This is a genomic window from Actinomyces sp. HMSC075C01, assembly GCF_001812965.1.
GTDB lineage: Bacteria > Actinomycetota > Actinomycetes > Actinomycetales > Actinomycetaceae > Actinomyces > Actinomyces acetigenes.
Window position 1 is genome coordinate 75,829 of the sequence record NZ_KV811031.1, and the last position, 13,527, is coordinate 89,355.

Annotated in this window: 10 protein-coding genes; 8 read left to right on the forward strand and 2 right to left on the reverse strand. The window is 69.6% G+C overall.

Going from position 1 to position 13,527, the window contains the following annotated elements; translation table 11 throughout:
- Positions 1–244 precede the first annotated feature (244 nt).
- Positions 245–970, forward strand: a complete 726-nt coding sequence (locus HMPREF2883_RS11440; protein ID WP_070662530.1) for a response regulator transcription factor — start codon at positions 245–247, stop codon at positions 968–970.
- Between the two features lie 50 nt (positions 971–1,020).
- Here the strand turns inward: HMPREF2883_RS11440 and HMPREF2883_RS11445 are convergent, their stop codons facing one another.
- Entirely contained in the window at positions 1,021–2,010 is a 990-nt protein-coding gene (locus tag HMPREF2883_RS11445) for a variant leucine-rich repeat-containing protein (protein ID WP_070662533.1), read from the reverse strand.
- A gap of 146 nt (positions 2,011–2,156) precedes the next feature.
- Here HMPREF2883_RS11445 and HMPREF2883_RS11450 point away from each other — a divergent pair, with 146 nt between their 5' ends.
- The 7 genes from HMPREF2883_RS11450 (at position 2,157) to HMPREF2883_RS11480 (ending at position 12,909) form a co-directional block, all read left to right on the forward strand.
- Entirely contained in the window at positions 2,157–2,438 is a 282-nt protein-coding gene (locus HMPREF2883_RS11450; protein WP_070662536.1) for a metal-sensitive transcriptional regulator, read from the forward strand.
- 84 nt (positions 2,439–2,522) lie between these two features.
- On the forward strand, positions 2,523–2,792 hold the full coding sequence (locus HMPREF2883_RS11455) for a heavy-metal-associated domain-containing protein (RefSeq protein ID WP_070662539.1): 270 nt from the start codon (positions 2,523–2,525) through the stop codon (positions 2,790–2,792).
- A 193-nt stretch (positions 2,793–2,985) separates the two neighbouring features.
- A complete protein-coding gene (locus HMPREF2883_RS11460) occupies positions 2,986–5,046 on the forward strand; it encodes a family 49 glycosyl hydrolase (RefSeq protein WP_070662542.1) in 2,061 nt (686 codons plus the stop codon).
- A 105-nt stretch (positions 5,047–5,151) separates the two neighbouring features.
- On the forward strand, positions 5,152–7,851 hold the full coding sequence (locus HMPREF2883_RS11465; protein ID WP_070662545.1) for a heavy metal translocating P-type ATPase: 2,700 nt from the start codon (positions 5,152–5,154) through the stop codon (positions 7,849–7,851).
- A gap of 375 nt (positions 7,852–8,226) precedes the next feature.
- Positions 8,227–9,624 carry a MalY/PatB family protein gene (locus tag HMPREF2883_RS11470; protein ID WP_070662548.1) on the forward strand — a complete coding sequence of 466 codons (1,398 nt, stop codon included), beginning with the start codon at positions 8,227–8,229 and terminating at the stop codon, positions 9,622–9,624.
- Positions 9,625–9,755: 131 nt separating this feature from the next.
- Positions 9,756–10,964: a PLP-dependent transferase gene (locus tag HMPREF2883_RS11475; protein ID WP_070662551.1), complete on the forward strand. Its 1,209-nt coding sequence runs from the start codon at positions 9,756–9,758 to the stop codon at positions 10,962–10,964.
- 115 nt (positions 10,965–11,079) lie between these two features.
- Positions 11,080–12,909 carry an alpha/beta hydrolase gene (locus HMPREF2883_RS11480; protein ID WP_070662554.1) on the forward strand — a complete coding sequence of 610 codons (1,830 nt, stop codon included), beginning with the start codon at positions 11,080–11,082 and terminating at the stop codon, positions 12,907–12,909.
- Positions 12,910–13,120: 211 nt separating this feature from the next.
- Here the strand turns inward: HMPREF2883_RS11480 and HMPREF2883_RS15290 are convergent.
- On the reverse strand, positions 13,121–13,527 hold a 407-nt coding region (locus HMPREF2883_RS15290; protein WP_070662557.1), incomplete at its 5' end, for a hypothetical protein.

Here is a 13,527-nt window from a genome sequence, read left to right on the forward strand (position 1 = left end):
GACAGAGGAGGCACACTTGGGGAAGTGCCGTTGGCCAAGAGCCTGCCGGAATCCACCGGCGTCTCGCATCGCCCTTTGATCTACTGCTTTCCTCGCCGTTTGGATGGCCCACTCCGCCTTTCGTCGGGGCGCGTCTTGGGACGTTTACACGGCGGATCTCTATTTTCAGGTAGTTTGTTCACTGTTCCCAGCAGACCGCGCCCCCCACTGATCGCGGACTGCACACATCTGCCCAAGGAGACTCATGTCTTCCCAGATTTCTCCCGATCGTGTCGGCCTGGCCCTGGTCGACGACGACGCGATGGCCCTGGCCCATCTGGAGTCCTATTTCTCCGACGTCGAGGACTTCAAGGTCCTCACCGCATCGCGCTCACCTCGCGCCGTCCTGCGATTTGTGCAGTCGCACCAGGTCGACGTCCTCATCACCGACATCCATATGGAGCACATGGATGGCGTGGAGATGACCAGGGAGGTGCTCCGCCTCTCCCCGTCGACCCGGGTCATTCTGCTGACCACGGTGGACACCGACGAGGATCTCCTGCAGGGCCTGGGGGCCGGCGCCAGCGGCTTCCTGCTCAAGAGCGCGCCCGCCGAGGAGATCATCTCGGCGGTGCGCACGGTCCACTCCGGGGCGAAGGTCGTGGCCCCGATGCCGACGACGCGCCTGATCAACTACGCCTTGGCCTCCGTGCGCGGCGCGGACGGCAGCGTCCACCTCTCACAGCGGGAGCGCGACGTGCTCCGCCTTCTGTGCGAGGGGGCCTCGAACCGCAAGATCGCCTCCCTGCTGGCCATCGCCGAGGCGACGGTCAAGTCCCACATCACCGGCCTGTTCCACAAGACGGGGACGGTCTCGCGCCTGGAGATCGTGGTGTGGGCCTTCAAGCACGGCTACGCCTCCAACAGCCCCATCACCATCCCGACCACCAGCGCCCCGAGCGGCTCGACCCCGGGCTCGGCCGCACTTTGAGGAGCGCCCGGCCCCTGGGGCCGGGCCCTCGCTCCTCGCTCCCCCGCGTCTCAGCCGTTGAGGGCCCGGATGATGATGAACAGCAGGACGAAGAGGATCCAGCCGATGACCTTGGCCGGACTCGTGCTGGACTGAGAGGACGGGGCAGGTCTCCTGGCACTGCGCGGGGAGGGAGGGGCGTTGTAGCCCCGCACCCCGAAGGAGGCCCCGGGGGCGCCTGCGACGCCGGAGGGCACGGACGGCAGGCCGCCACCGGCCGGCGCTCCTCTCACGCCCCAGGGGTCGGCCCCCACCCGGCCCGGGGCGGCTCCGACAGGCCCGGCAATCCCGACCGGCCCGGCAATCCCCGGCACCGGGTACGGCGCCGTGGGCGCGAAGCGTCCAGGCGGTGCCGGCGCCGGAGGCGCAGGCCTCGTCACCGCTGGCCGCTGCGGGGGCGGGGGCGGGGCGGGGGCCTGCGAACCCCGGGCCGCGGCTGTGCGCGAGGCGGTGCGGGCAGAGGCGGTATGGGCGAGGGCGGTGCGCGGCTTGGCCGTGCCCCGGCTCGACGACGGCGGCCGCCCTCCCGTGCCGCTGCGAGCGGCTGCACCGGCGGGCTCGGCGTCGGTGGGCTCGTGGCCCGGGCCGTCGTCGTCGAAGAGCGGTGAGCCCATGAGCGGGTCGCCCAGGACGGAGCCGAAGGGCTCGTCGCCCAGGCCGATGTCGGAGGGCTCCCAGCCCGTGGGTGCCAGCGACACGGCATCATCCGCGTCGTTGACGCTGCCGGAGCCGTCGGCCCGGGCCGCCCCGGCCTCGGGCCCGCCGCCACCGGAGCCGGCGGAGGCGCCCCCCATGCGGCTCACCCAGGCGCGCAGCTCCGGGGAGCAGCCCGGGTTGTCCGCGATGACGCCGCGCAGGTCGGGTCGGTTGCCGGCCAGCACCATGAGTCGTCCGGCGCCCGCCCTGGGGTCCCGGGCGAGCTGGAGGTCGGGGTCATCTGATGTCCCGGGCACCACATCGGGGTCGGCGGGTCCGGGGGCGGCATGGGCAACGGCGGTCATGGCACGAGCATCCCACGTCCCCCTCCGCCATGTCCCGGATCTGCGTCCATCCGGCCGGCCGCCGGCAACCACATACCCCTAGGGGGTATTTGACACCCCTACCCCCTAGGGGTATAGTCGATCGCGATCGAGACAACGGAGGAGAGATGGCCGGCTACACCGGATCCAAGGAGGACTACCTCAAGCGCCTGCGCCGCATCGAGGGGCAGGTACGGGGCATCTCCCGCATGGTTGAGGAGGACATCTACTGCATTGACGTCCTCACCCAGATCTCCGCCGCCACCAAGGCCCTTCAGGCCGTCAGTCTCGGTCTGCTGGAGGACCATATGAGCCACTGCGTCCTGCACGCCGCCCAAGCCGGCGACGAGGAGGGCGCCGCGAAGATCCGCGAGGCCTCCGAGGCCATCGCCCGGCTCGTACGGTCCTGAGCACCGCGGCCCGCTTCGCGCCGGGCCGCCCGGTTCCCGTTCCGATCCACCTGTTTTCCGCACACACTTCCCAAGGAGTGAAAGATGACTGAGTTCACCGCCGACGGCATCGACCGCACCACCACCCTCAAGGTCTCCGGACTCACCTGCGGCCACTGCGTCGCCCACGTCACCGAGGAGCTCGAGGCGCTCAACGGCGTCAAGGACGTCTCTGTCCTGCTCAACAAGGGCGGGCAGTCCACCGTCACCGTGCTCTCCGACATCCGCCTCGACGACGCGGCCCTGGCCGAGGCCATCGACGAGGCCGGGGACTACATCCTCGACGCCGTCGAGCGCGACGACCGCGAGCACTGAGCCGGCCCGCCCTCGCGGCACCGCCTCAGGCGATCGGATTGCGATCCACCGAGCATCCATCTATCGATATCGCATCCTTTTCCACCGATGGGCCGGCTACTCTGTCCAACCTGATCGCTGGGCCCTCGGCTTTCAGTGGTGTCGGCAGAACCGGCACCGAATCGTCTCCCTGAAGATCGCACTGGAGAAGCTCATGCCGATATCCCACCCCCGACGGATTCTCGGAGCGACGGTACTTGCCATCGCCCTGATCGTCCCCGCTCTCACGACGGCGCAGGCCACGCCCCGTATTCCCGCGGGTCCCGCTGCAGCCGGCCCCGCGAACACCTCATCCGACACGGTGATCGATGCCCCCGCCGCCCGGCTGGCCGCAGGCGAGCACCATGGCATCCGCACCTGGACCCACGACAAGGCAAGCAAGGCGACGAAAGGTGCCGTAGCCCACGACGAGGTGCGCCAGTCACCGTTCTACTCGGTGCGCGTTGCCCCGGCCTCCGCACCCGAGCAGACGCAGGACTCCTTCACCTACCTGAGCGTCCCGCGCAACGGCGAGGGCAAGAAGGGCTACTCAGCTGAGGACGGCGCCGACTTCGCGGCGAGCACGGACGCGACGATGTCCTGGTCGACCTTCGAGTACAGCCCTGAGGTCAAGGAGGTCTTCGTCTACGTGACTCTCCTGAACGGCAAGGCGATCGACGACCCGAGCCAGGTCACAGTCCGCCCGACCTCCGTAGAGAAGAAGAACATCAAGGTCGAAGCCATTGAGGATGGCGGCCGCACCGCGAAGATCCGGGTCCCCTACTCCTCGGACGGGTACCGGCTCTCGGTGGAGTTCTCCACGCAGGCAGTCAGTACCTATGCCGACAAGAACGGCACCCTCAGCCAGGATGGTGAGGGAACTGATTCGAAGACCTTCCTGGAGGCCGAGCCGCGCAACGCGATGCTTCTGTTCGCCCAGCCGCAGGCGCCTCAGGATACGGTCCCTGACGCCGGCGCTCCCGAGGTTCTCAACGTCAGGCCCGGCGACATCAGCAACCTCGACGCGGTCGCCGGCGCGGACTCCTCGAAGAGGACACTCTTCTTCGGCCCGGGCGTCTACTCCATGGGGTCGGCGCACCTGCCTCAGCTACCCAGTAACATCAGCCGGGTTTATCTGGCACCGGGTGCCTTCGTCAAGGGCGGCTTCCACTTCGCCGACAACAAGAACACCACGGAATTCCAGGTAGCGGGCTACGGCGTCCTATCCGGGGAGGAGTACGCCTACGAGGCTGATACGCTCGACGGTTTCCGGTCCTTCCTGGACCCGAAGCACCCCGAGTACAGGGACACGAAGAAGAAGAACAAGGCCGACTGCCACTCGGACTGCGCCAAGCCGCTTCGATTCTCCTCCTCGTCCGGAACGGCACAGCACCTCACTTTGCAGGGGGTGACCGTCAAGGAACCCCCATTCCACTCCTTCGTGGTCTATGGCGATGAGAGCACCTTCCGCATGGACGTAAGCAACTACCAGCAGGTTGGCGCCTGGTACTGGCAGACCGATGGTCTGGAGATGTACTCCAACCCCAAGGAAGAACGGTCCACGCTGAAGAACTCCTTCTTCCACGCCAATGACGATGTCTTCAAGCTCTACCACTCGAACGTGGACCTCACGAACAACGTCGTGTGGAAGAACCAGAACGGCCCGGTGTTCCAGTGGGGCTGGAAGCCCAGGAACGTCGACAAAGTCAACGTGACAGGCACGGACATCATTCACAGCCGGATGTTCTCGCGCGACGTCGCTCAAAACACCTGCGTCTTCAACTCCGCCAAGCACTGGGACCCCAAGATGGCGAGCCGTACTGATCTGGCCGATCCGTCCACAACAGTCAGCAACCTGACCTTCACGGACACTCGAGTCGAAGGCAGCGTCAACTGCGCGATCCGCGTGTACGCGCTGTCCAACACCGAGAACATTACGATCAACGGACTATCCCTCGACGGCTGGAACGGGCAGAACACCAACCTCACGCAGAGCCGGATCGAGTTGCTGACCAACTCCGCCGACCAGAGAGTCCGTTTCGGCAGTGCTGACGGCGTTACCAAGGGCCTGACCCTGCGTAGATACCAGGTGGGTCAGGGCGGCGGCGCCACCGGTGCCAAGCCGACCAGTTACACCAACGTCACCATTGACAACAACGAGTGGCAGTCGGACAAGCCCGGGCGCCTCAACTTCGACGCCGACCTCTGGGGCCGTTGGACGGCCACCGAGCAGTAAATGGCCGTAAATGGCCACTGACCGCCGACCAACCACTGGTTGACGTTCCCCTCCGCACGGTTCCCAGCAGGGCGCCGTCGGGTGGCAGTACACAAGGAGACTCACATGAGTACATCAACCGCGCAGGAACCCGGCGGGCAGCCGCGCACCGTCAACCTCTCCATCGGGGGCATGACCTGCGCCAGCTGCGTGGCCCGGGTGGAGAAGAAGCTGAACAAGCTCGACGGCGTGAGCGCCTCGGTCAACCTCGCCACCGAGTCGGCCCGTATCACTGCCCCGAGCGCGGTGAGCGTCGACGACCTCCTTGCCGCTGTCGCCCGCGCCGGCTACACCGGCGCCCTGCTGGACGCCGCCTCACCGAATGAGCCGGCAGCCTCGGAGGCGTCACCGGCCGGCGAGCCCGCGTCGACGACGTCGGCAGCGCCGGCGTTGGGACCGTCCGTACCCGGCTCGGCCCGGGGCGGGCACGGCACCAAGGGCTCAGGCGGCACGCCGGCCACGCACCCCGGCACTGCCGGCAGCACGACCGGCACCGCAAGCGCCTCCCCCCGCTCCGCCTCCGGGCGGGGTGCACCGACCCTGGGCGCCTCGCACATGGAGCGGGCCGCCGACCTGCGCCTGCGGCTCATCTACTGCTTCATCCTGTCGGTGCCGATCATGGCGATCTCCATGGTGCCGGCCCTCCAGATGCCGGGCTGGCAGTGGATGGTGGCGCTCATGGCGCTGCCGGTGGCGGTCTGGGGTGCCTGGCCCTTCCACAAGGCGGCCTTCCGGGCGCTGCGCCACGGGGCCTTCACCATGGACACGCTCGTGTCCCTGGGGGTGATCGCCGCGACCGGCTGGAGCCTGTGGGCGCTGGTGCTCGGCGGGGCCGGGCACATCGGCATGCGCATGAGCATGGAGCTGCTGCCCCGCTCCCAGGGGCATGCCGCCCACATGTACTTCGAGTCGGCCGCCTGGGTGACCACCTTCCTCCTGGCGGGCCGCTACGCGGAGGCGCGCGCCAAGTACCGCTCCGGCGACGCCCTGCGCACCCTGCTGGAGCTGGGCGCCAAGGAGGTGACCCGGGTCGTCCTCACCTCGCCGTCGGGCAGCCACGACGCCGTCGACGTCCTGGACGAGGACGGTGCGCCGCGCGCGGAGGCCACCCGCACCGAGGAGCGCATCAGTGTTGAGGACCTGGCTGCCGGGGACCTGTTCCTCGTGCGGCCGGGCGAGAAGGTGGCCGCCGACGGCGTCGTCGTCGAGGGCCGCTCGGCCGTGGACGCCTCGCTGCTCACCGGGGAGTCCGTGCCCACCGAGGTCGAGGCCGGGCAGGCCGTCACCGGGGCGACCGTCAACACCTCCGGCGTCCTGCTGGTTCGGGCGACGGCCGTGGGCGAGGGGACGACGCTGGCGCGGATCGGCCGGATGGTGACGGCCGCGCAGGCGGGCAAGGCCCCCGTCCAGCGCCTGGCGGACCGGATCTCGGGGGTGTTCGTGCCCATCGTCCTGGTGCTGTCGGCCGCGACCCTGGCGGGGGGGCTGCTCACCGGACACAGCCCGCAGGCGGCCTTCACCGCGGCGGTGGCCGTGCTCGTCATCGCCTGCCCCTGCGCGCTGGGACTGGCCACGCCGACGGCGCTGCTGGTCGGCTCGGGACGGGCCGCCCAGCTGGGCGTGGTCATCAAGGGTCCCGAGGTGCTGGAGTCGACGCGGGCGCTGGACACGATGGTCATGGACAAGACCGGGACGGTCACCCAGGGGCGCATGAGCCTGGAGGTTGAGGCCTGCCAGGAGGTGGGCGACACCGCGGGTACTGGCGCAGACTCCGCTGCGGGCCTGGCCCCGCTCGGGGAGGAGGCGCTGCGCCTGGCGGGGGCGGCCGAGTCCGCCTCGGAGCACCCGGTGGCCGCGGCCATCACGGTGGCCGCCCGCGAGCGACTGGGTGAGCTGCCGGCGCCGGCCGACTTCTCCAACCACGAGGGCCGGGGCGTCTCCGCGACGGTGGAGGGGCGCCGGGTCGCGGTGGGCCGGCCGGGCTGGCTGGCCGGTGAGATGGGCGCAGAGGTTCCCGAGGCGGTGCGCTCCGCCGTGGAGGAGGCCCAGGACTCCGGGGCGACCGCCGTTGTTCTGGCCGTGGGCGGGGCCGGTGAGACCGCGAGCAATGAGACCGAGGCGCCCGACGAGGCCGACGCCACGGACAGCGCCTCCGACGACGCTGGCGATGCGGCCCCGGATACACAGCCACTGGGGGCAGTGGCGGTACTCGTGGTGCGGGACACGGTGCGGCCCTCCTCGCGGGCGGCGGTGGCCGCACTGCGCGAGCTGGGGATCCGGCCGGTGCTGCTGACCGGGGACAATGCCCGGGCCGCTGAGCACGTGGCGGCCCAGGTGGGAATCGATGCCGACGACGTGCGCGCCGAGGTGCTGCCCGCAGACAAGCGCGACGTCGTCGCCAACCTGCAGGCCCAGGGCGCGGTGGTCGGCATGGTGGGTGACGGGGTCAACGACGCCGCCGCCCTGGCCCAGGCAGGTACGCAGGGGCTGGGTTTCGCCATGGGATCGGGGGCGGACGTGGCCATCGAGGCCGCCGACATCACCCTGGTGCGCACGGACCTGGATGCGGCGGTGGCCGCGGTGCGGGTGTCGCGGGCGACCCTGCGGATCATCCGCCAGAACCTGTTCTGGGCCTTCGCCTACAACGTGGCCGCGATCCCGCTGGCGGCCGCCGGGCTGCTCAACCCCATGATCGCGGGGGCCGCCATGGCCGCCTCCAGCGTCATCGTGGTCTCCAACTCCCTGCGGCTGCGCCGCGCCGGTTGACCGGTGGCCACCGTGCCGGTGGCCGAGGCAACGCACCGGCACGGTGGCGCCGGCGGCGGCGATCCCGCTATGCTCACGGCCATGACGACTCTTTCGCCCCAGGCCCGCGCGATGATGGTGCGCACCCTTGGCGAGGGTCGAATGTGCATGCGCTGACAGCGCCAGCCGTCGCTGTCTGACACGTAACGGTGAGAGTCCGAGCCGCCCCGCACCGGCTCGTCGTACTCCGCGGAGGCCCGCCGCCCCCGTGTTCATCCCTCCAGCAACCCGTCACCTCGGCCGGCCTGCGCGCCGGCCACCCCTGAGCACGACGTCGCAGCAGCGCAGCCTTGCGCTCGCGCGTCACCGCCAGGGGACCTGAGAGGACCTTCCGCCATGCACGCCCACCTCATCCCCGTCTCCAACTCTGCTGACTCCGCTTGTCCAGCCCGCCCTGACCTCCCGGCCCCTCAGGAGCCTGCGGCCACCTCCTCCCCCGCAGCCGCCTTCACCTCGTCGGATCGCTCCGCCTTCTTCTCCACCGCCCCCGCCGTCGACCCGGCCGCTTTCGACGTCGTCCCCGACCGTCGCGGCACGGCCAGCCTCAAGTGGGACTCCGCCGTCGAGCGCGGCCGCCCCGAGGACGTCCTGCCCCTGTGGGTGGCGGACATGGACCACGCCACCGCGCCGGGGGTCACCAGCGCCCTGCTGTGGCGCACCCGCCACGGCATCTTCGGCTACTCCGAGCCCGACGACGCCTACCACGCGGCCCTGACCGGCTGGTTCTCCCGCCGCTACAGCTGGCAGGTGGAGGCCGACTGGAACACCGTGACCCCCGGCGTCGTGCCGGCCCTGGCCCTGGCGGTGCGGGCCCTGACCGCGCCGGGCGAGGCGATCCTCATCGAGGAGCCCGTCTACTACCCCTTCCGCGAGGTCATCGAGGACAACGGGCGTACCGTGGCCGCCGTCCCCCTGGTGCGTGACGCCGACGGCGTCTACCGCCGAGACCTGGCCGCCCTGGAGGCGACCATCGAGGCGACCGGTGCGCGCCTGCTGCTCCTGTGCAACCCGCACAACCCGGTGGGCCGGGTTTGGAGCCGGGAGGAGCTCGCCGCACTGGAGGAGGTCACGGCCCGCCACGGCGTCGTCGTCGTGGCCGACGAGATCCACGCCGACCTGGCCCTGCCGGGCTTCGCGACGACGCCCTTCGCCTCCCTGGGCGAGGCGGCCGCCGCCCGCACGATCACCTGCACCTCGCCGTCGAAGTCCTTCAACCTGGCCGGTCTGCAGGTCGCCAACATCCTCATCGCCGATGCCCGCCTGCGCGAGGCCTTCCGCCGCGAGCTGGCCACCACCGGCTACTCCCAGCCCAACGTCCTGGGCCTGACGGCCTGCCGGGCCGCCTACGAGGGCGGGGACGCCTGGCTCGACGCCCTGCGCGAGCACATCGCGGCCGCCCGGGCCCACGTCGAGGCGCGCCTGGAGCGCATCGAGGGGATCGAGGCCGCCCCCTGCGAGGGCACCTACCTGCTGTGGCTGGACTGCTCAGGATTCCTTCAGGCCACCGGCCTCGAGCCCGATCAGCTCGACAAGGTCATGCTGAACGAGGCCGGGCTCTGGCTCGACGACGGCCGGATCTTCGGGGCCGGCGGTGAAGGCTTCACCCGCATCAACGTCGCCTGCCCCCGCGTCACCCTCGACGCCGCCCTGGACCGGTTGGAGGCGGCCGTGGCCGCCGTGACCGCCCGCGCCGCCGAGCAGGCCGGGCAGGGCCCCGTCGCCCTGTCCGCCTGAGCCGCTTCGCCCGGGCCGCACCAAGCGTGCTGGCCCGCAGGCGTCCGGTCACCGGTCATCACCCGCGCCGTCGTCGACCGTCAGTCATCATGTCTTCCCGCCACTGCCCCGCCCATGAGGAGAAACCACTCATGACCAGCCCGTCCACTCCTCGGCCCGCCGCTCACCCCGGGTGTTCCCAGCCGCCGGCCGCCCGCACCTTCCCCGTCCACCACCACCCGACGTCGTCGGTCCCGGACCCGCAGCTCCGCCTGGAGACGCTGCTGGTGCGCTCGGGCACCGGGACCGACCCGGCCACGGGGGCGATCACGACGCCGATCCACCTGTCGACCGCCTACGGGCACCCGGGCCTGGGCGAGTCGACGGGCTACGACTACACGCGCACGGCCAGCCCCACCCGCGACGTCCTCCAGGACGCCCTGGCCCGCCTGGAGGCAGGGACGGCGGCCTTCGCCCTGTCCTCGGGGATGGCGGCCCTGGAGCTGGTGACCCGCACGCTGGCGCCGCACGGCGGCCGGATCGTGGCGCTGCGCGACCTGTACGGTGGCTCCTTCCGCTTCCTGGAGGTCCTGGCCGAGGAGGGGGCGGCGCGCGTCGACTTCGTCCTGGGCATGGAGGGGCTGCGCGGGGCACTGACCGACCCGGCCGACCTGGTCATCATCGAGACCCCCACGAACCCGATGATGGAGGAGATCGCGATCCCCGAGGCGGCCGAGCTGGCCCACGCGGCCGGGGCGAGACTGGTCGTGGACAACACCTTCTACACCCCAGTGGTGCAGCAGCCCCTGGAGCTGGGGGCCGACGTCGTCGTCCACTCGGGCACGAAGTACCTGGGCGGGCACAACGACGTCATGGCGGGCGTGGCCGTGGTGGCCGACGACGCCCTGGCCGAGCAGCTGAACTACCGGCTCAACACGACCGGGGCGACGCTGGGTCCCTTCGACTGCTTCCTGCTGCTGCGCGGGCTCAAGACCCTGGCGCTGCGCATGGAGCGTCACGAGGCCAACGCCACCGCGATCGCACAGTTCCTGAGCTCGAGCCCCTACGTGACGCGGGTGCTCTACCCGGGGCACTCGGGCATGGTGAGCTTCGATCTAGCCGAGTCGGTGGACGTGGCCCGCTTCCTGGCCTCAGTGCGGGTGTTCACCTTCGCCGAGTCCCTGGGCGGCGTGGAGTCGCTGGTGACGTGCCCGTCGGTGCAGACGCACGCGGACGTGCCCGTCGAGGTGCGCGCCTCCTACGGGCTGACCGACCGACTCATGCGTCTGAGCGTGGGGATCGAGCACGTGGACGATCTCATCGCGGACCTGGCCCAGGCCTTCGAGGCCGCCACGGTCTGAACCGGGGACTGGGCCGGAGCACCGAGGGCGGAGGGCGCAGGGTCGGGCTACCCCGACATCAATCAACCAGTCTTCCGTATGGTTCATATTCGACGAAGGCATGAGAATCGTGGCCATGAGACGCCTACGAACATCCTCGCCGCCCCAGACCACCTCACGACTGACCGTCCTCACCCTGCTCGGTGCGCTCACCGCCTGCAGCATGCTCGGCGCGAGTGTCACAGCCGTCGCGAGCCCGCCTACGCAGGAAGCTCAGCACGCCGTCGTGCTGGACAACAGCACGAATGCCGCCAGCACCAACCCGTCCCAGACCACCGGCAGTAACAGCTCCAACGGTTCATCGAACGGTTCCGGCGATTCCAAAGGATCCAGCAGGACCACGGGGCCCAAGGTCCCCAAGGGGCTGGAGTCCTTCTACCGTCAGGATCTCACCTGGACCGACTGCCCCGACGGCGTCACCGGCACCGCCTTCCAGTGCGCCACCGTGACCGTACCCCTGGACTACGACCACCCGCAGGGGAAGACCATCACGGTGGCCCTCAAGAAGCTGCCCTCGACGAGCTCCTCCCCTCGCGGCTCGGTCTTCCTCAACCCCGGAGGCCCCGGGGGAAGCGGTATCTCCCTCATCAATGCCCAGGCCGGGCTCTACAAGAGCGGCGGCCTGTCGGGGGTTCTGGCGAACTACGACGTCATCGGCTTCGACCCGCGCGGCATCGGCCAGTCCACCCCCATCACCTGCTGGTCCCCCGACGACGTCCAGGCGATTGTGGCCGGCCGGGCCGAGGCGCCCTCCCAGCTGACGCCGGGCAGCGCCACCGACATCGCCGCGAAGGGATCACGCGAGGCCGCGGCCTGCCAGAAGTACACGGAGGTCCCCGAAATCCTCGACCACATGGACACCCGTTCGGTGGCCCGCGACATGGATGTCATGCGGGCCCTGGTGAAAGACCAGGACCTCAACTACCTCGGGTACTCCTACGGCACCTACCTGGGCGCCGTGTACACCGAGCTCTTCCCCGACAACGTCGGGCGCGTCGTCCTGGACAGCGCCATGGACCCCGCCCTGTCCCGGCAGGAGGCCCTTGAGGGTGATGTGGCAGCTGAGGAGCAGACGCTGCGCACCTACATCGAGTCCCAGCGGGGGCAGGCCGGATTCCCCCTGAACGGCACGACCGATGAGGCCGTCTCCCGGCTCGCGACCTTCCTCGACGGTCTGGACGCCAATCCGCTGACCGTCTCCGACAGCGGAGACTCCGTGAACCGGGCAGTAGCCACCCAAGCAATCAAGCAGCTCGTCGTCGCCTCGCCTGACAGGTGGCCGCTGCTCACCGAGGGGCTGACTCAGGCCATGAATGCGCATGACGGCACCGCTCTGATGAGGAATGCCGGGTTCCTCCCGGGCGCCGGGTCCCCTGAGACCGAGGCGCAGGTTGTCGAGCAGCTTCAGATTGTGCACGGCTTCGCAGCCAACCGGTGCCTCGACTTCCCCGACACCGGGAACCAGGCGAGCTGGGATGCGGCACTGGCCTCCTACCGCCGCGACTACCCGGTCTTCTACAGCCTCCTGCCTCAGCAGGACGCCTACTGCCACGGCTGGGGGCACACCAGTAAGACCAAGCCCGTCGATGTCGACGTCGACGCCACGAACCCGGTGCTGGTCGTCGGCATCCTGCACGACCCGGCCACCCCCTACCCGTGGTCCAAGGCGCTGGTGTCCAGGCTCCGCAACAGTCACCTGCTGAGCGTCGACATGTACGGTCATGGCGCGACCGGCCCCAATTCTTGCGCGACCGCGAAGGTGAATGACTACTTCGTCAAGGGAGCGCTTCCTTCCGACGGCGAGGTCTGCGCGGCGAACCCGAAGCCTCAGGCCGGAGAGGAGACACCGGCCGGAGTTGCGCATCCAGCTGGACTCGAACGCCCGATCGGTTTTGAGGCCGGCTGAAGGTGAATCGCCCCGGGTTGATGGAGACAATGATCCTTCCGTGTCGTCACTGCCCCATCAAACCCGGGGCGATTCCGGCACCCCACACCGGCTTGTGTGTCAGACAGGTTCATATCCGGATACACGACGCCTCCCGCCAGCACCCTCATGCGACGAACCAGTCAACAATTTACACGCCCCTCCCCTGAGACGGAGCCCGCTCCTGTCCTCGTCACTTCGCGTGGCGGCCGGGGCCCCTGGGGCGGGGTTTGCGGGGCTCGGCCGCGTGGCGGCCAGTCGACCGCACCGGTTCATCGTCCATGCCTGCATCCCGAGCCGCAGCCTCCGCACGAGCCCGACGCTTCTCCATCTGCCACTCCGGATACATCGGCCCAGGCAACGGGAAGGGGATCAGACTCAAAACCGTGATAACAAGAAACGTGATAGCGGCGATATAGAAGAAACTGACCACCACATCGCCCTCGCGGGCTCCACGCTCAAAAAGTACACCCACACCACCGCATAGGAATATCAGACCCACGGAAGGCAGAGTAAGAGCGATGGTATTCCGTCCCACATTGAACTCACCTTCACCGAAGGAGCGGCCCAGATCCCCGTACCAGTGGTCCGAGAACATGG